This is a genomic window from Ralstonia pickettii (genome assembly GCF_001699815.1).
Lineage (GTDB): Bacteria > Pseudomonadota > Gammaproteobacteria > Burkholderiales > Burkholderiaceae > Ralstonia > Ralstonia thomasii.
This window is the reverse complement of the sequence record NZ_MCGB01000084.1, coordinates 40,518-56,843: the sequence shown is the minus strand read 5'-3', so window position 1 is coordinate 56,843 and position 16,326 is coordinate 40,518. Positions and strand designations below refer to the sequence as shown.

The window sequence follows — 16,326 nt, the reverse complement described above, 5'->3', positions numbered from 1 at the left end:
AGCGCCTGCGTCAGGCCGCCATGGCGGCGGCCGCGGTGCTTTGGTAGAGGTCGAGGCGGTTGTACAGCGTCTTCAGGCTGACGCCGAGCGTCTTGGCAGCCTGGCGCTTGTCACCATGAAAATGCTCCAGCGTGGCCAGGATCATCGCGCGTTGCGCGTCGGCCAGCGTCACGCCCACCGACAGGCTGAGCACACCTTCCTTGACGGTCGGGCGCGCAGGGCCGCGCGTGGATGCGAGCGGCGCAGCCAGTTCGACGGTTTTTTCGCCGAGGATGTAGCCGCGCTGCACGGCGTTGCGCAACTCGCGCACATTGCCCGGCCACGGCTGGCTGCGCAGGGCCGCCAGGGACTGGCGCGAGAACACCTTGTCGGTCTGGTGTGCGGCGTTGAACTGGGCCAGGAAGTGCAGCGCCAGTTCTTCGATATCGTCATCGCGATCGCGCAGCGGCGGCACCTGCAACGGCACCACGGCCAGGCGATACATCAGATCTTCGCGAAAGGCGCCATCACTCACCGCTTCCAGCAGGTTGCGGTTGGTGGCCGCGATGATGCGCGCGCGCGTCTGGATCGGTTCGGTACCGCCCACCCGCATGAACACGCCGGTCTCCAGCACGCGCAGCAGTTTGACCTGCATCTCGACCGGCATCTCGGTGATCTCGTCGAGGAAGATCGTGCCGCGGCAGGCATGTTCGAAATACCCGATATGACGCTGGGCAGCCCCCGTAAAGCTGCCTTTCTCGTGGCCGAACAGTTCGGACTCGATCAGGTTGGGCGAGATGGCACCGCAGTTCACCGCGATAAAGGCCTGGTCTGCGCGCGGGCTCATGTCGTGCACCGTGCGGGCAATCAGTTCCTTGCCGGTACCCGATTCGCCCATGATGAGCACGGTGGCCAGGGTGCCGGAGACCTTGCCGATTTGATCGTACAGCGCACGCATCACCGGCGAGCGGCCGTAGAGGTGACCGAAATCCGGCTCGGCGATCGGTTGGGCAGGCAATGTTTCGGCGTCGGACGGCACGCGTTCTGTGTCGTCAAAGTCGGCCAGGGCAGGGGGATAGCTCAGGCGCCCGACGGACACTGCACGATCGTCGGCGAAGGCTTCGCTCAAGGACATGGCTCCCTCGTGGTTGGTCGCAACGGGGACGTCCTGGCGAGCGGCTGCATCTTCAGCGATGCAGTCTTCGGAAGGCAGGGTACGTCGTCATCCCGTCACATTGTGTTGAAAAGTTGAGCCATTATCAGGGCCGCCCAAGCGCGTTGTATGTCGGGCATGCGCTGACGTTTCTTCCATCCTGTCGGTCAAACGCTGACAAGAAACCGGCCTGAGACGCAGATGCCGCGAGGGTTTCACATGGCCATGCGACGTACGGTGTCCATTTCCGCCCGCAGGTGGCGAAGCGCCGGTCTTCTCAACTATGCTGACTCCTGCGTAGTACCAGCGGTCCGCCCTGGAGTGATGTATTCGATCCATTTCTTGCATGCGTGCGTGTAAAAATTACCAACATCCATATCGCCGACGTGGGTTTGCCCGTGCGATGCCCGGGTTGTATTGGATGGAACGCTTTTTGCACCTGCCGCCGGTTCTGCCGCCAAGCGCACCGTTGCGCCATGCATGACCGCCGGCACCTGCCGGCTCATCCAACCGAATCGAGATGCCACATATTCTGATTGTCGAAGACGATGCCAACGCACGCGCTGCTCTGGGTGAGCTGGTGGGTGCCGAAGGCTTCACCACCGCGCTGGCCGGGTCGCTGCGCGATGCGCGCATTCAGATGTCGCGTCACAGCCCCGATGCCGTGCTGATCGACCTCGTCCTGCCCGACGGCAACGGCATGGATCTGATGGAAGACATCGCGCCGCACTCCGGTACCGAGATCATCGTCATGACCGGCCACGCCAGTGTAGAAACCGCCGTGGAGGCACTGCGCATGGGCGCGGCCGACTACCTGGTCAAGCCCGTCAATTTCCAACGCTTGAAATCGGTGCTGGCGCGCATCCCGCGTCCAGGCGATCTGAAAGCCGAGATCGGCAACCTGCGCGGCGAGTTGCGGCGCCTGGGCCTCTTCGGACAGATGCTCGGCAACTCGACGGCGATGCAGACGCTGTATGACCAGGTCAGCCGCGTCGCGCCCACCGAGGCGACTGTGCTGCTCATCGGCGAGTCGGGCACAGGCAAGGAACTGGCCGCGCAGACCATTCACGACCTCAGCCTGCGCCGCAAGCAACCGTTCCTGCCGGTCAACTGTGGCGCCATCTCGCCCAACCTGATCGAGTCGGAAATGTTCGGCCACGAGCGCGGCAGCTTTACCGGCGCCGACCGCCAGCACAAGGGCTACTTCGAACGGGCCAACGGCGGCACGCTGTTCCTGGATGAAATCACCGAGATGCCGATCGAGCTGCAGGTGAAACTGCTGCGTGTGCTGGAAACCGGCGTGTTCATGCGCGTGGGCACCAACCGCGAGATCGACTCCGATGTGCGCGTGATTGCCGCCACCAACCGCGACCCCAAAGAGGCCGTGGCCGACGGCAAGCTGCGCGCCGACCTGTATCACCGTCTGAATGTGTTTCCGCTGCAGCTGCCGCCGCTGCGCGAGCGCGGCAAGGATGTTGAACTGCTGGCCCAGCATTTCCTCGATCAGCTCAACGCGCAGAGCAATACCAAGAAGGGATTCCTGCCGCCGGCCATGGAGACCCTGCGCGGCTACCACTGGCCGGGCAATGTGCGCGAGCTGCGCAACTACGTGCAACGCGCGTACATCCTGTCAGACGACGCCGGCATCGATACGGCCAACGTGCCGCTGCAAGTGTCGAGCACGCAGGTGTCGTCCGGTTCCACGCTCACGATTTCGGTCGGCACGTCGCTGGCGAGCGCTGACAAGAAGATCATCCTCGCCACGCTGGAGCAGTGCGGCGGTGTGAAGAAGCGCGCGGCTGAACTGCTCGGCATCAGCCTCAAGACGCTCTACAACCGGCTGGAAGAATACGGCAACAGCAATGCCGACGACGGCGGCGATGACAGCAGCGGCAGCTCCGGCCGCGCGCATGCCACCGAGGCATAGCCGGACCTCCTGGCGCGGTACGCGGCTTGCTGAAGCAGTGGGGTATCCGCCCCATGGCGGCAAGCTCACTCAACTGCACAGGAGGTCACCATGCTGCGTTATGCAGTCGTCTTTTTCATCATCGCCCTGATTGCGGCCGTGCTCGGGTTTGGCGGCATCGCTGCCGGCGCAGCGAGCATCGCCAAGATCCTGTTCATGATTTTCGTGGTGCTATTCGTGGTCAGCCTCATCTGGGGCTTGGTCGCGGGCAGAGGATGACGCCGGGATGAAGCGCACAGCTTTCAACCCGGCTTTCACGATGCCACGCAACTCCAGGAGCGCTGACTGATGGAACCGTCTCAAACCAACCCGTTTCCCAAATCCGATGCCAACGGCAACCTCATCCGCGGCGACGTGGCGCAAGCCGCCGAGCGTGTGAAGGCGACCACGGCACAGGCCATCGACCGCACTGCCGACGCAGCGGCCACCGCACTTGACGAGGCCGCTGCCAAGCGTGATCAATGGCGGGCCTCGCAGCAGCGCTTGATGTGCGATGCGGCGGACTGCATGCGATCGCACCCGCTTGCGACGATCGGCCTGGCATTCGGCGCAGGCTTCCTGATCAGCCGCCTGCTGGGCAGCGATAACGACTGAGGGCGAACACCCTCACGCTTCCTGCCAGCCACGGTCGCGCTTGCGCGCGTGCCGCGTGCTGACTAGGCTCAAGGTCGAGGCCGGCACCGCGCTGGCCGCGTCGCTTTGAAAGGACCCTCCATGCGCCTGACCGCCTGCTTCGACCGCAACCTGCTCAAGCGATCTGCCCAGGTCCTGATGGGGGCAGGGCAGCAGTGGTCTGCGCATCGCGCCGCGAGCAAGGGCGCGGCGTTGTCGTTCTACACGTTGTTCTCGATGGCACCGGTGCTGGTGCTGGTCATTTCCATCGCCGGCTTGTTCTTTGGCGAACAGGCCGCCCGCGGCGAAATCTTCGGGCAGATCCAGGGTCTGGTAGGCGCGCAGGGCGCGTCTGCGGTGGAAGCCGTGCTTGCCGCAACCCGGCGCTCGGGCAATGGCCTATTCGCGGCAATTACAGCCATCGTGCTGTTGTTGGTGGGCGCCACCACGGCGTTCTCCGAACTCAAGGACAGCCTCGACGAGCTTTGGGAGGTGCCGCCGCGCCAGCAGCCCGGGATGTGGGGCTTGCTGCGTTCACGCCTGCTGTCATTCAGCCTGATCCTCGTGCTGGCGTTTCTCCTGCTGGTGTCGCTCACCATCAACGCGGCGCTGGCCGTGGTGGAGCGCTTTTGGGGCGCGTTGTGGGCGGGCTCCACTTCGGGCATTGCGTTGCTGGTGGCGCAGGTGCTGTCGTCGGCGTTTTCGTTTGCCGTCGTTTCGCTGCTGTTCGGCACCATTTTCAAAATGCTGCCCGAAACGCGCGTGGCCTGGCGCGACGTTGCCCTGGGCGCCATCGTCACGGCGCTGCTCTTCACGCTCGGCAAACACCTCATCGGCCTGTATCTCGGCAACAGCGCCGTCGCATCGTCCTACGGGGCGGCGGGCTCGGTCGTGGCGCTGATGCTGTGGATTTACTACTCGGCGCAGATCTTCTTCTTTGGCGCGCTGGTCACGCGGCAATATGCGTTGCAGTTCGGCAGCCGTCAGTACGAAGGCGCGGGCCGGGCCACTGCCGCCGCGCAGGCGGCGTTGCTCAACCCGGCGATCGCGGCGAACCTCTCCAGTGGGGTGGCCGGGGGCAACGCAAGCGCAGCCCGCGAGAGCCGCTAAGACGCCCCCGCATCAATCCCGGGTCAGTTGCTCCAGCAGCATCCCCGCCACAAATGCCAGCCCGATGGTAATGGCCGGGTGCTGACGTACGGAGCCGCTCGCCTGTTCGGAGACATTCGCGTGCAGGTTCTTCAACTGTTCGGTGCGCTTGTCGAACTGTGTGAGCGCCATGCAGAGGACGCTCGCCAGCCGGTCGATGCCCTCGGCCGTGGCATCTTTGACGCGCTGCGCGGTGTGATCGATTTGCGGATGGAGCGGGGTGACGATCGCGCCGTTGGCGCCATTTGTGCCGGTGGTGCCATTGCTGCTGGCGGGCGGCTTGGGGGTCAGTTCGGTCATGTCGGCCTCCTGAGCTGAGTCATGTCAGTCAGTCACAAGCAACCGCCATGCCCCCAATGTTGCGCGACGCGCAAAAGAAAAGGGCCACGACTGTGGCCCTCGACACGGTGAGGAACTGCGCGGCTAGCCGACCGTCACCACGGTCTTGCGCACGGCCCAGATTTCAGCTTGCAGGGCCAGTGCAGCGAGTGCCTGCAGGCTGTCCTGCGGCAGGGCCTTGATCCGTTTGCGGCGATTGGCGGCACGCTGCTGACGCGCCGCGCGCACGCTTTGCTCGTCGAGTTGCCACGCCTTGCGGGTGGTCTCGATGATGCGTTGCACTGCCGGATCGACAGGGATTCGACTACGCACGATGTTGGACTCCTTGCTTCTTTGCTTCTTTCAATGTCGCGGCGTACCCAAAGGCGGGTTTCGCGACGGACTCCACAATACGGGAGCTTCATGACAACTTCGATAACACCCGCTCCGAAAGGGTTGTCAGTGCATTCCCACAACGGGTTGGTCTCGTCCGTCTGGGGGACGGTTCCTAGGGAGTTTCCCGCGCTTGCGGCCCGGATCAGTTGATCCTAAGCAAGGGCGCCGATCGCGTACAATCTCGGCTGCCCCGGATTGACAACGCCGTTCGGGCAGTCTATCGGCCGCCGGGATGACCCGCCAGCCAGCGCACTTGCCACGTGCGCAACCATCCGCATTTTTCACTCCTTCCCTTTCGGTTTTTTGCCCGTGAGTACGCTGCAGCAGGAGATCCGGCGCCGCCGGACGTTCGCCATCATTGCCCACCCGGATGCGGGTAAAACCACGCTGACCGAGAAACTGCTGTGGTTCGGCGGCGCCATTCAGATGGCCGGCGCCGTGCGCGCACGTAAAGCCAACCGCCACGCCACCTCCGACTGGATGGAGATGGAAAAGCAGCGCGGCATCTCCGTTACGTCGTCGGTGATGCAGTTCCCGTACCGAAACGAGGGCGGCGACTACATCGTCAACCTGCTCGACACCCCCGGTCACGAAGACTTCTCGGAAGACACGTACCGCACGCTCACGGCCGTCGATTCCGCCGTGATGGTGATCGACTCCGTCAACGGCGTGGAAGCGCAGACCATCAAGCTGCTCAACGTCTGCCGCCTGCGCAGCACGCCCATCCTGACGTTCATCAACAAGCTCGACCGCGAAGGCCGCGCGCCCATCGAGCTGCTCGATGAAATCGAAAGCGTGCTGCAGATCCAGTGCGCGCCGATGACGTGGCCGATCGGCATGGGCAAGTCGTTCAAGGGCGTGTACCACCTGGTCAACGACACGGTGCAGCTGTTCGACCCGAACGCCGACAGCGAGAAGGGCGCCACCGCCGGCCTGATCCAGGGCCTGGACAACCCGGAGCTGGACCGCGTGCTGGGCTCGCAGGCGGAAGAACTGCGCATCGACATCGAACTCGTGCGCGGCGCATCGCACACGTTCGACAAAGAGGCCTTCCTGGCCGGCAAGCAGTGCCCGGTGTATTTCGGTTCGGCGGTAAACAACTTCGGCGTGCAGTCGCTGCTCGATGCGCTGGTTGACCAGTCGCCCGAGCCGCTGGCGCGCCCCACCGAAACGCGCGAAGTCAAGCCGATGGAAGAGAAGTTCACCGGCTTCGTCTTCAAGATTCAGGCCAACATGGACCCGAAGCACCGTGACCGCATCGCGTTTGTGCGCGTGTGCTCGGGCCGCTTCGAACGCGGCATGAAGCTGCTGCAGGTGTCGACCGGCAAGACGGTCGCCATCAACAATGCCATCACGTTCATGGCGCAGGACCGCAACACCACGGAAGAGGCCTTCGCCGGCGACATCATCGGCGTGCCCAACCATGGCACGATCCGGCTGGGCGATGCGTTTACGGAAGGCGAGGCGCTCAAGTTCACGGGCATCCCGTCTTTTGCGCCGGAGTTCTTCCGTCGCGCGCGCCTGAACAATCCGCTTCGCCTGAAGCAGTTGCAGAAGGGTTTGCAGCAACTGGCCGAAGAAGGCGCCACGCAGATGTTCCGCCCGCTGGCGTCGAACGACCTGGTACTGGGCGCCGTCGGTATCCTGCAGTTCGACGTGGTGGCGCATCGCCTTGAACACGAGTACGGCGTCGATGCCATCTTCGAACCGCACGAGTGCTCCACGGCTCGCTGGCTGCGCGGCAAGCAGGAAGATATCGACAAGCTGATCGACAAGGCCGGCCACAACGTGGCCCTGGATGGTGCGGGCGACTACGTGTACCTGGCACCGAGCCAGGTGAACCTGCGCCTGACGCAGGAGCGCTTTCCGGACATCCAGTTCATGGAAACACGGGAAATCGTCTAAGCGGCGAGCAGCCAAAAAAAACGGGGCCATGTGCCCCGTTTTTTTATGCAGCGTCAACTCACCAGCCGTGTCCCGTCGAGCGCCGTGAGCGCCCAGGCAATCAGAAATGGCGCCGACCACAGGCCTCTAGAGAGAAGGCGCGCGCGCTTGACGAGCAGCGCCCGGATCGCGATGCCGCTTGCCAGCCAAGACACGGCACACCACACCAGGTAGTTGCGCTGCGACTTGTATGCCCACATGGCCGCAGCAGGACTTTCAGCGCCGAAAGGGTAATCCTCTGGGGCAGTTAAGCTGCCCCAAAGTTCGAGTGGGGTGATGCAGAACACGAGCGCAGGAATCAGGGCTAACGCTAGCCTAATAGCGAACGGCCAGCTCCATGTCTTTGGCATAGAGAAGAAACTCCTTTGCGAACGACTCCATTGAATTGGTCAGGTCGATGCAACCAATGGAGCCGGGAAACCAGCTGCCGTGAATAGTGAAGTTGTTACGACCGTACACGTTGGTTCCGGGGTCCGGGACCAATCCGACACGTCGTGTCCCCCACGCGATGGTGCATCCGGGCCAGCGTCCCGCTTTGATACTGATGAAGTTGAGTATGCAGGCAGCGCGGTTGATGGCAGGCGCTTCTTCCCATTTCTGGAAGTCTGACTGCAATGCGACATAGTTTCCTTCCGGTATGGGGCCTCAATCCTTGAGCGATTGATGCTCCTTTCCGTTGAAACCCGGCTTTCCTGAGGCGGCAGGCCAACGTCTTTCAACTTGCCCGCCTTCGATCCATTGCAAGGATTGGCCATCAAAGAGAAGCCGAGCTTGTCGACGCGAGATGCGCCACTCCACCTCATCCAAATTGAGCAGCTTGACGATATCGCGCGGTGTGGGGGTCTTCGGGAGCTCGTCGCCAAATCGGTCTTCGAGGAACGCCAGATACTGGCGGCGTAAGGCGTAATTCTCTGCGATGGCGTGCTCAAGCGGGCTCATAGACCGATGCGACCTTTTTGCGAAGGGAGCATCTTGCTATCAAGACCGCGAGAACGGATATCGGCCGACTCTGAGTTCGATGCGATCAGTCGTCGATGCGACGTTGGCGCCGTATCCGCACCCGCACCGCGTCCAGTCCGCTGCCTGCGTCCAGCACCGCGTCCAGTCCGCTGCCTGCGTCCAGCACCGCGTCCAGTCCGCTGCCTGCGTCCAGCACCGCATCGTCCGCAAACACACCTTGCGCCAGACGCGCCAGTGCGCCGCCGCCCGGCACCTCCACCGCCATGCGTGCGCCGCGTTCCAATGCATGCTGAAGCGTGTCATGCCACAACACCGGTCGCGCCATGTTCCACGCCAGGTCTTCAACGATGAGGTTCGCGCGAAACAGCGCCCGCGCGCGACTGCTGCTGACGTAGGTGAGTTGCGGCGCGTGGACGGTGATGTTTGCGGCAGCGGTCGCTAACTCTGCAGCCTGTGCGTCAAGCAACGGGCAGTGCGACGGCACCGCCATGCACAAGCGCGTCGCCTTCGATGCGCCGTGGGCCAGCGCGCGTTCGGCGACCTGCGCGAGCGCTGCGTCGTTGCCGGCCACGACGATCTGCCGTTCCGCATTCACGTTGGCGACATAGGCCGGCGTGTCGGTGGTGTTGACTTGCGCAACGATGCCGCTGACCTCCGGTTCGGCGAGGCCGATGATAGCGACCATGCCGTACCCGCTTGGGTAAGCGTCTTCCATGAGCTGACCACGCAGACGGACGAGGCGCAGCACATCGCTGAACTCCAGCACACCGGCAACGACGGCCGCAGGCCACGCGCCAATGGACAGGCCCGCCACCATGTCCGGCCCTGCGTCCTGCCGAGCCAGCGTGCGAGCCACGGCCACGCCTGCAATCAAGAGACAAAGCTGTACGGCCACCGTCGACCGCAACGCCTCTGCGGTGTCGAGCGTGAGCGGATTGACGCCGAGCATGTCGCCGGCTTCGGTCAGCGTCTGCGCAACGGCCGGGTCACCAGGCAGCGCATGCAGCATGCCCGCGCGCTGGCTGCCCTGGCCGGGAAACATGAACAGGATGCTCATGCCGCGTCGCTCCATGGGTCTGCGACGAGCCGGGGGCCGTGGTCGGTCTTGAGCAACGTTTGATGCGGCGACGCCAGCCAATCGCGTAACGCGAAGCCGCCGTGGCCGGTGTCGATCTGCAAATCGACGCGGCACTCGGTATCGCCCAACAGGCGAGCGAGCTGATCGCGTTGCGCAGTCGACGGGGCACGCGGCATGCGCACAAGGAGATCGAGATCACTGTCCGCATGCAGCACTGGCAAACCACTGGCTAGCGTAAAGCCTGCGCCGCCCGTGGGGCCCCACGCCCAGCCGAGTGCGTCGAGTGCGGGCGCCAGCGCGCGCAAGGTGCGCAGCGCTGCGAACGGCGCGTCGTGTGCGATGGAGACAGCTGCAATTGCCAGCCCCTCGGGCGAGACCACACGCGTGATGCTGTTGGCGGCTACCGTCGCTGCGCAGCGTTCATGCCGCGCGCCGCCGCGCAGGCCGACCGGCACGGAACCGTCGCTGCCGCGCGGTGCACGGCGCATCACGACAGGCGCGCCTTGCCGATATGCCGTGACGGCCCAGTCCGGCAAGGGCGCGCCATCCATCGCCACGGGTGTCTCAGACACCCACAGCAGATCGTGCGCGCGCAGCGGCGTGGATGTCATCGCAGCAGCGCTTGTGTGGCCAGGAACAGGATCGATGGTCCGAGCAGGCAGCCGAGGCCCGTATGGAACGTGGCCACCAGCGAGCCGTACGGCACCAGGCGCCGATCCGTGGCAGCCAGACCCGCCGACACCCCGCTGACCGTACCCGCCAACCCGCCGAACACCATGGCCGCGCGCGGGTTGTTCAAGCCCAGCGCCTTGGCCGCGAACGGCGTGCCGACCATCACCAGGATCGCCTTGACGAGCCCCGTGGCAATCGACAGCGCCATCACATCGGAGGTGGCACCGAGCGCCGCACCGGTGACCGGCCCGACGATGTACGTGACAGCACCCGCGCCGATGGTGGTGACGCTCACCGCATCGGTGTAACCGAAGGCGTAGGCAACGCTGGCACCGACGATGAACGGCAGCACCGTTCCGAGCAGCAGCGAGATGGCGCCGATCATGCCGGCCTTGCGTGCCTCGGTCACCTGCACTTCAAAGGCCGTCGCCACGATGGCGAAATCGCGCAGCATGGCGCCGCCCATCAGGCCGATGCCGCCGAACAGCTTCAGGTCGGCCAGGCCGCGTTCGCCGCCGGTCTGCATGCCGCCCCAATAGGCGAGCACCAGCCCGATCATGATGGCGATGGCCGAGCCGTGCACGCGCCCAAACGTCAGCTTCCTGGACACCCACATCGACAGACCCATGACGATGCCGACCAGCGCGAACGCCGCGACCAGCCCGTTGTGCTGCAGAACTTTCTCTAGCATTGACAGCATGGTGGGGCTCCTTAGGCGCGGGCTTGTTCGGTTTCAGGCAGCGGGGGCAGCGGGCGCCGGTCTTCCGCGTTGCCCGTGCGGTTGATGAGTGCAATGCAGACACCGCACACCAGCACCGCACCGATGGCGCCGAGCAGCGCAACCGGGCCGCCGCGCAGTGCCGTGACGACGTTCTGTGTGGCCGCCATGGCGACCACTACCGGGATGTACATGGCGCCCCAGAACGAGACGCCCGCCTCGGTGGCGGCCGGCATGAGCCCGTGCCTGTGCAGGTAGAGCCGCGCGAAGATGAGCAGCAGCATGGCGATGCCCACGCCGCCCACATTGGCCTTTACGCCGATGGCCTGGCCGAGCAGGTCGCCCAGGAAGAGGCCGGCGATATGACAGAGCGCCAGCAGGGTTGTACCGTAGATGATCACGTCTTTGTCTCCTGAAGGAACGGCGATGGGTCGCCTGTTGTGTGGTGTGGTGATCGAGGTTTGAAGACTGGTTGTTTTGCGTTGATTGCGTTGGTGGTGCATCCCTTGTTTCATCCCCTGCCGGGGCTGACTTACTTTCTTTGTCTTGCCAAAGAAAGTAAGCAAAGAAAGGCGCGCCCAAGATGGCGACTTCCCCTTGAATTTCTGCAACCGGGCGGGGAAGGGGAAAACTCGCTGCGCTCAGACAGTTCCCCTTCCTTTTTCCGCCCGCTTGCAAAAAATTCAAGGCGCCATCTAGGGCAGGTACGGCCAAACCATCGGGGCGCATGTGTTCGCGCCGTGATGTGTCTCCTATTCGTTATGCGCTTTCTGGCTGCGCGTTCCATTGCTCGCGCAGGCGTTTGCGAACTTCCGACGATGCGCCGCGCAGCGGCGCGCCCAGGCGGCTTTCCAGCCCGCGCGATGGGTCGGCTGCGATATCGGCCAGCGCCGCCGCGAGCGCCGTCTGCACGGTATCGATGTCAACTGCATTGGGCGCGTCGGCAGACTTCACCTTCAGCAGGTTCCACAGCAAGCCGAGCGAGGCGAAGCTAGCGATGTCGTACGCCATGGGCGGAACCTCTTGTGCGAGGCGTTCCAGGTCGGCGACGGAGCGCAGCGTCACGCGCGCGGCTGCAGCCTTGCCCATCGCGTGCACCATCACGTCGGCATCGTCCAGGGCGAGCAGGCGGTTGGCCTGGTAGCCGTGCGCCAGCAGCGCGCCCGACATGGCACGACCGACGATGAGGCCGATGACGGGGTGGCCAGCCAACCTGGCAGCCGCGTAGGCATCCGCCGCCGCAGCCAGTGCGAGGTGGATGCCGTAGGCCTCCTCGCGGCGCCCGTAGGCTTGGCTTGCCACATCGATGACGGCGACGATGGCGCGCTTCTTTTCCTGCCCTGCATCGGCACGCATGGCATCGCGCACGGCACGCGCAAGCTGCCAGCCTTCGATGAGACCGACTTCACCGTTGCGCGCGCGGGGGAAGCGGTTCCCGGCGTCGGGCACGATGGCGATGTAGCGAGTGGGCCGTCCCGCCAGCGCGGCATCGACGACTTGCAGCGTGCTGCCGTAACCTGGCACCGGCGCGCCGCCGGCAAGCACGCGCATCCAGGTCGCGCCGCGCGTGGAAAGTTCGTTCTGGCTCATGCGACGTCCTTTGCGTAGTGCGTGCGCACATCTTCTGCCGTGGCTTGACGTGATGTGTCTACAGCGGCGAGTTGTGCGAGGTAGTGGTCGATCTGCTCGCTGCGCTGGTGCGTTGGTGCGCCGGCGCGCAGCCACTCGATCACCTGCGCGCGGATCGTGACGGAATCGTCCTCGATGCAGACATCGGCCAGCCCCGTGGCGGCGCGTTGTTCGCCCCCCGTCAGGCTCCAGATGAAAGGGCGATCGCGCGAGTCGTATTCTTCAATGCCGGCTTCCTGCTCGATCACCTGCGGGCCGTTCAGGCCGAGGCGTGCTTCGCGCGTCATCAGCAGGTAGCTGCACAGGCCCGCTGCGATGCTCATGCCGCCAAAGCAGCCGACCACGCCAGCGGTGATGCCGATCACCGGCCCATACTCGCGCAGCGCGCGGATGCCGGCGTGGATCTCGGCAATGGCGGCGAGGCCCAGGTTGGCTTCCTGCAGCCGCACGCCGCCGGTCTCGAAGACGATGACGGCGCGTGTGGGAATGCCGTTGCGGTTGTCTTCCACCGCAAGCTCCAGCGCGCCGGCAATCTTGGCGCCGGACACCTCGCCCATGCTGCCGCCCTGGAAGGCGCCTTCAATGGCAAGCACCACCGCCGGCTGCCCGCCCAGCGTGCCGCGCGCCACCACGACGCCATCATCGGCCTGCGTGACGATGCCCTGACGCGGCAGCCACGGCGAGGTCAATTGTTCGAACGGGTCCAGTAGTTCACGGAAGGTGCCGGGGTCGAGCAGCGCAATCGCGCGTCGGCGCGCATCGCGTTCGATAAAGCTATCGCGTTCAATCGGGTTGCGTGACATGGCTTCTCCTCAAGATTGCGCGAGCGCTTCGAGCGCCTGCTCAAGCCGCAACCGCACCACGGCCGGTGTCGCACCGAAATCGTTGATGGTGATCTTGGCCGCCGGCCACGCGTGCGAGCCGAACACGCGTGCAAGCTGCGCCTGCCACGTCGCGCTCATGCCATTGACGGACGTCGTGATGGCCACGTCGATGTGGCCGGCGTTGCCCGGCGTCAACAGCACTTCGAGGTCGCCCGAGCCGACCACGCCGGCATACGCACGGCGCCCGGCGGGCGCGCCGCCGGTGAACTGAAAATCAAGATGCTCCATGTTCGGTTTCCTGATGAGCGGTTTCGGTGTCGTACCCTGCCTGCGCGCTTGCGGGCAGGCGGTCGAGGAACAGCGCGGCAGCCAGCAAGTCGGCCGCGCCGCCGGGTGACACGTGCAGCGCCAGCATGTCTTGTTCAAGCGTGCGGAAAGCGCGGCGGCCCTGCGGTGTTGCCAAGCCGCCTTCTGCACGAACAGTGGCCGCGCCCGTTTGCACAACGCGCAGTGCTTGCGCGCCGCCGCGTGCAAGCACGCAGGTGTCATCCAGCGCGGCCATGACGGCAAGCAATGCATCCACGCGTGCGTGGTCTTCGCGAATGCCGGCTGCGCGCGCCTGGCGCAGCGCCGGCAGCGCCACCTTGATCACATGCGGGAAGCCGGCGCAGGCCTGGCCCTTGGCACCGCCGACGCCGTAGTCATTGCAGGCGCGCTCGCCTTTGTGGCCAGTCGAGACGGGGGCAAAGCGGTCGGGAATGTTCGCCAGGCGCGCGGCGCGGCGCGCAACAGCGGCTGCGTCCACTGCAGGCGGCGTTTGAGCTGCAGCCGTCACCAGCAAGCCCAGCGCCCAGATGGCGCCGCGGTGCGTGTTGACTCCACCGGTGGCGTCGAGCATGGCCGCTTCGCCTTCGCGCCCCAGGCGGCCGATGCGCTCGCGCAGGGCGAGTTGTGCGCCGGCTTGCGTTTCGATCTGCGCGCCGGCCAGTGCCATGGCTTCAAACGTGGGGCGCAGGGTTTGGGCCGAATGCACCATCAGCGTCCAGTCCAGATCGTGATGCGCGCCGTTGCCGCGCACATCCACCAGGCCGGGCTTGGGCGACAGCGTCACTTCGTCGATGAGGGCAGACTCGACCAGCGCGGCCAATCGCTTCGCGCGTGCTTTCGGGCTGGCCGGGAGGGGCCGTTGCAATGTCTTCTCCATTACCAGCTCCGGAAGCGTGCAGGCGGGTCGTACAGGCCGCCGGACCATTCGACCAGGTCGGCGATGCTCTTGGCGGCGAGCAGTTCGCGGCCGGCGTCGCTGCGGCGCACGTCGAGGTCTTCGGGCAGCGCGATCAGGCCGTCGCGGCGCATCTGTTCGGTCTTGGATGGGTCATGCCGCAGGCCGATCGATGTGACACCCGCTACCGCCGCAATCATCGCGCGCCGCTCTTCCAGCGAACGGGCCTTGTACAGATACGCGATGCCGTCTTCGGTTAGCAGGTGCGTGACGTCGTCGCCGTAGATCATGATGGGCGCGAGCGGCATGCCGCTTTGCCTGGCCACGGCCACCGCATCCAGCGTGTCGACAAAGGTCGGCTTGCCGCCTTCCTGGAACGTTTCGACCATCTGCACGACGAGCTTCTTGCCGCGCTCCAGCATCGTCACCGGTTCGGTCATGTCGAGCCACGCCGGTGTGGCGTGTCGGCGGCCGCGCGGGTCGTGGCCCATGTTGGGCGCGCCGCCAAAGCCGGCCAGGCGGCCGCGCGTGACGGTGGACGAATGCCCGTCGCCATCCACCTGCAGCGTCGCGCCAATGAACAGGTCCACAGCATATTGGCCGGCCAACTGACACAGCATGCGGTTCGAGCGCAACGAGCCGTCACGGCCGGTGAAGAACACATCGGGGCGTGCGGCCACGTAGCGCTCCATGCCGAGTTCCGTGCCGAAGCAGTGCACGCTTTCCACCCAGCCCGATTCGATGGCGGGAATGAGCGTCGGGTGCGGGTTCAGCGTCCAGTTGCGGCAGATCTTGCCCTTGAGGCCCAGGCGCTCGCCGTACGTCGGCAGGATCAGCTCGATGGCGGCCGTGTTGAAGCCGATGCCGTGGTTGAGCGACTGCACGTTGTGCCGCTGGTAGATGCCGCGAATCGCCATCATCGCCATCAGCACGTGCACGGGTTTGATGAGGCGCGGGTCGCGCGTGAACAGCGGCTCGATGTAGAACGGCTTGTCGGCCTGCACGATGAAATCGACCCACGAGCCGGGGATGTCGACGCGCGGCAGGTCGGCCGGATCGTCGACGATCTCGTTGACCTGCACGATGACGATGCCGTCGGAAAACGCCGTGGGTTCGACCAGCGCGGGCGTGTCTTCCGTGCTCGGGCCGGTGTAGATGTTGCCGTCGCGGTCAGCCTTGAAACCGGCCACCAGCGACACGTTCGGAATCAGGTCCACCACCAGCCGCGCATACAGCTCGATGTAGGTGTGAATGGCGCCCACTTCCAGCAGCCCGTCGCCAAGCAACTGGCTGATGCGCAGGCTCTGCGGCCCCGCAAACGAGAAGTCCAGCTTGTGCGCGATGCCGGCCTCGAAAATGTCGAGATGTTCGGCGCGGCTCACGCTGGGCATGATCATGTGCAGATCGTGCAGGCGCTCGGGGTTCACCTTGGCCAGCGAGCGCGACAGGAAATCCGCCTGCTTCTGGTTGTTGCCCTCCAGCACGACGCGGTCGCCCGGTGCGAGCAGCGTTTCGAGTGCGGCGACGATATCGCTGGTCGGAATGACCTTGCCGTTGGCAATGCGGCGGGCTGCAGCCAGGCGGCGTTCCTTTTCGTCGCGCCGCCGGCGCCATTGAGGCGGGATGGGTGCGTTGACCCCGTTTGCCGATTGGGTGGGCATCGGTTGCATTGGGTGGCGTCTCCAGCCTTGATTGATTTGATGGGC

General features: G+C 65.0%; 20 protein-coding genes. 5 read left to right on the top strand and 15 right to left on the bottom strand.

Going from position 1 to position 16,326, the window contains the following annotated elements; translation table 11 throughout:
- Positions 1–10: 10 nt before the first annotated feature.
- Positions 11–1,114: a sigma-54 interaction domain-containing protein gene (locus BEK68_RS17295; RefSeq protein WP_024542661.1), complete on the bottom strand. Its 1,104-nt coding sequence runs from the start codon at positions 1,112–1,114 to the stop codon at positions 11–13.
- A gap of 538 nt (positions 1,115–1,652) precedes the next feature.
- Here BEK68_RS17295 and BEK68_RS17290 point away from each other — a divergent pair.
- The 4 genes from BEK68_RS17290 to BEK68_RS17275 all read left to right on the top strand — a co-directional run bounded on the left by BEK68_RS17290 (position 1,653) and on the right by BEK68_RS17275 (position 4,820).
- Positions 1,653–3,059 carry a sigma-54-dependent transcriptional regulator gene (locus tag BEK68_RS17290; RefSeq protein ID WP_028866843.1) on the top strand — a complete coding sequence of 469 codons (1,407 nt, stop codon included), beginning with the start codon at positions 1,653–1,655 and terminating at the stop codon, positions 3,057–3,059.
- A 90-nt stretch (positions 3,060–3,149) separates the two neighbouring features.
- On the top strand, positions 3,150–3,317 hold the full coding sequence (locus BEK68_RS17285; protein WP_004632450.1) for a DUF1328 domain-containing protein: 168 nt from the start codon (positions 3,150–3,152) through the stop codon (positions 3,315–3,317).
- Positions 3,318–3,386: 69 nt separating this feature from the next.
- Positions 3,387–3,692 (top strand): membrane protein, encoded by a 306-nt coding sequence (locus BEK68_RS17280; RefSeq protein WP_028866842.1) that lies wholly within the window; start codon positions 3,387–3,389, stop codon positions 3,690–3,692.
- 120 nt (positions 3,693–3,812) lie between these two features.
- Positions 3,813–4,820 carry a YihY/virulence factor BrkB family protein gene (locus BEK68_RS17275; protein WP_004632453.1) on the top strand — a complete coding sequence of 336 codons (1,008 nt, stop codon included), beginning with the start codon at positions 3,813–3,815 and terminating at the stop codon, positions 4,818–4,820.
- Between the two features lie 12 nt (positions 4,821–4,832).
- Here BEK68_RS17275 and BEK68_RS17270 read toward each other — a convergent pair whose 3' ends face one another.
- Together BEK68_RS17270 and BEK68_RS17265 are read right to left on the bottom strand one after the other, a co-directional pair.
- Positions 4,833–5,159 (bottom strand): hypothetical protein, encoded by a 327-nt coding sequence (locus BEK68_RS17270; protein WP_065851815.1) that lies wholly within the window; start codon positions 5,157–5,159, stop codon positions 4,833–4,835.
- Between the two features lie 123 nt (positions 5,160–5,282).
- Positions 5,283–5,510, bottom strand: a complete 228-nt coding sequence (locus BEK68_RS17265; RefSeq protein ID WP_004632457.1) for a hypothetical protein — start codon at positions 5,508–5,510, stop codon at positions 5,283–5,285.
- Between the two features lie 372 nt (positions 5,511–5,882).
- On the opposite strand from BEK68_RS17265, the gene BEK68_RS17260 reads away from it, so the two are divergent.
- Positions 5,883–7,478, top strand: a complete 1,596-nt coding sequence (locus BEK68_RS17260) for a peptide chain release factor 3 (RefSeq protein WP_004632461.1) — start codon at positions 5,883–5,885, stop codon at positions 7,476–7,478.
- 53 nt (positions 7,479–7,531) lie between these two features.
- On the opposite strand, the gene BEK68_RS17255 is transcribed toward BEK68_RS17260, so the two are convergent.
- From BEK68_RS17255 to mdcA, 12 genes are all read right to left on the bottom strand, one after another.
- On the bottom strand, positions 7,532–7,717 hold the full coding sequence (locus BEK68_RS17255; protein WP_037042922.1) for a hypothetical protein: 186 nt from the start codon (positions 7,715–7,717) through the stop codon (positions 7,532–7,534).
- Positions 7,718–7,832: 115 nt separating this feature from the next.
- Positions 7,833–8,132 (bottom strand): hypothetical protein, encoded by a 300-nt coding sequence (locus BEK68_RS17250; protein WP_065851813.1) that lies wholly within the window; start codon positions 8,130–8,132, stop codon positions 7,833–7,835.
- A 30-nt stretch (positions 8,133–8,162) separates the two neighbouring features.
- Complete coding sequence (locus BEK68_RS17245; protein ID WP_028866927.1) at positions 8,163–8,456, bottom strand: hypothetical protein; 294 nt, start codon at positions 8,454–8,456, stop codon at positions 8,163–8,165.
- A gap of 85 nt (positions 8,457–8,541) precedes the next feature.
- On the bottom strand, positions 8,542–9,534 hold the full coding sequence (mdcH, locus tag BEK68_RS17240) for a malonate decarboxylase subunit epsilon (protein WP_028866928.1): 993 nt from the start codon (positions 9,532–9,534) through the stop codon (positions 8,542–8,544).
- Positions 9,531–10,166, bottom strand: coding sequence for a malonate decarboxylase holo-ACP synthase (locus BEK68_RS17235; RefSeq protein ID WP_065851811.1), 636 nt, complete (start codon positions 10,164–10,166; stop codon positions 9,531–9,533). Before BEK68_RS17235 ends, mdcH begins: the two co-directional genes overlap by 4 nt.
- The gene (gene madM / locus BEK68_RS17230) at positions 10,163–10,927 is read right to left on the bottom strand and encodes a malonate transporter subunit MadM (protein ID WP_004632471.1); all 765 of its coding nucleotides are present in this window, start codon (positions 10,925–10,927) and stop codon (positions 10,163–10,165) included. Before madM ends, BEK68_RS17235 begins: the two co-directional genes overlap by 4 nt.
- Before the next feature lie 11 nt (positions 10,928–10,938).
- The gene (gene madL, locus BEK68_RS17225; protein WP_004632473.1) at positions 10,939–11,346 is read right to left on the bottom strand and encodes a malonate transporter subunit MadL; all 408 of its coding nucleotides are present in this window, start codon (positions 11,344–11,346) and stop codon (positions 10,939–10,941) included.
- 358 nt (positions 11,347–11,704) lie between these two features.
- Positions 11,705–12,535, bottom strand: coding sequence for a biotin-independent malonate decarboxylase subunit gamma (gene mdcE / locus BEK68_RS17220; protein ID WP_065851809.1), 831 nt, complete (start codon positions 12,533–12,535; stop codon positions 11,705–11,707).
- Positions 12,532–13,377 (bottom strand): biotin-independent malonate decarboxylase subunit beta, encoded by an 846-nt coding sequence (locus BEK68_RS17215; protein ID WP_065851808.1) that lies wholly within the window; start codon positions 13,375–13,377, stop codon positions 12,532–12,534. Before BEK68_RS17215 ends, mdcE begins: the two co-directional genes overlap by 4 nt.
- Positions 13,378–13,386: 9 nt before the next feature.
- Positions 13,387–13,686 (bottom strand): malonate decarboxylase subunit delta, encoded by a 300-nt coding sequence (locus tag BEK68_RS17210; RefSeq protein WP_065851805.1) that lies wholly within the window; start codon positions 13,684–13,686, stop codon positions 13,387–13,389.
- Positions 13,673–14,602: a triphosphoribosyl-dephospho-CoA synthase gene (locus BEK68_RS17205; RefSeq protein WP_004632482.1), complete on the bottom strand. Its 930-nt coding sequence runs from the start codon at positions 14,600–14,602 to the stop codon at positions 13,673–13,675. The genes BEK68_RS17210 and BEK68_RS17205 overlap by 14 nt, the downstream gene beginning before the upstream one ends.
- Complete coding sequence (mdcA, locus tag BEK68_RS17200) at positions 14,602–16,290, bottom strand: malonate decarboxylase subunit alpha (RefSeq protein WP_065851802.1); 1,689 nt, start codon at positions 16,288–16,290, stop codon at positions 14,602–14,604. Before mdcA ends, BEK68_RS17205 begins: the two co-directional genes overlap by 1 nt.
- Positions 16,291–16,326: the final 36 nt, after the last annotated feature.

Coding starts and splice junctions, on each gene's coding strand:
- BEK68_RS17295 (WP_024542661.1), bottom strand. CDS start 1,114: ATGTCCTTGAGCGAAGCCTTCGCCGACGATCGTGCAGTGTCCGTCGGG.
- BEK68_RS17290 (WP_028866843.1), top strand. CDS start 1,653: ATGCCACATATTCTGATTGTCGAAGACGATGCCAACGCACGCGCTGCT.
- BEK68_RS17285 (WP_004632450.1), top strand. CDS start 3,150: ATGCTGCGTTATGCAGTCGTCTTTTTCATCATCGCCCTGATTGCGGCC.
- BEK68_RS17280 (WP_028866842.1), top strand. CDS start 3,387: ATGGAACCGTCTCAAACCAACCCGTTTCCCAAATCCGATGCCAACGGC.
- BEK68_RS17275 (WP_004632453.1), top strand. CDS start 3,813: ATGCGCCTGACCGCCTGCTTCGACCGCAACCTGCTCAAGCGATCTGCC.
- BEK68_RS17270 (WP_065851815.1), bottom strand. CDS start 5,159: ATGACCGAACTGACCCCCAAGCCGCCCGCCAGCAGCAATGGCACCACC.
- BEK68_RS17255 (WP_037042922.1), bottom strand. CDS start 7,717: ATGTGGGCATACAAGTCGCAGCGCAACTACCTGGTGTGGTGTGCCGTG.
- BEK68_RS17245 (WP_028866927.1), bottom strand. CDS start 8,456: ATGAGCCCGCTTGAGCACGCCATCGCAGAGAATTACGCCTTACGCCGC.
- mdcH (WP_028866928.1), bottom strand. CDS start 9,534: ATGAGCATCCTGTTCATGTTTCCCGGCCAGGGCAGCCAGCGCGCGGGC.
- BEK68_RS17235 (WP_065851811.1), bottom strand. CDS start 10,166: ATGACATCCACGCCGCTGCGCGCGCACGATCTGCTGTGGGTGTCTGAG.
- madM (WP_004632471.1), bottom strand. CDS start 10,927: ATGCTGTCAATGCTAGAGAAAGTTCTGCAGCACAACGGGCTGGTCGCG.
- mdcE (WP_065851809.1), bottom strand. CDS start 12,535: ATGAGCCAGAACGAACTTTCCACGCGCGGCGCGACCTGGATGCGCGTG.
- BEK68_RS17215 (WP_065851808.1), bottom strand. CDS start 13,377: ATGTCACGCAACCCGATTGAACGCGATAGCTTTATCGAACGCGATGCG.
- BEK68_RS17210 (WP_065851805.1), bottom strand. CDS start 13,686: ATGGAGCATCTTGATTTTCAGTTCACCGGCGGCGCGCCCGCCGGGCGC.
- BEK68_RS17205 (WP_004632482.1), bottom strand. CDS start 14,602: ATGGAGAAGACATTGCAACGGCCCCTCCCGGCCAGCCCGAAAGCACGC.
- mdcA (WP_065851802.1), bottom strand. CDS start 16,290: ATGCAACCGATGCCCACCCAATCGGCAAACGGGGTCAACGCACCCATC.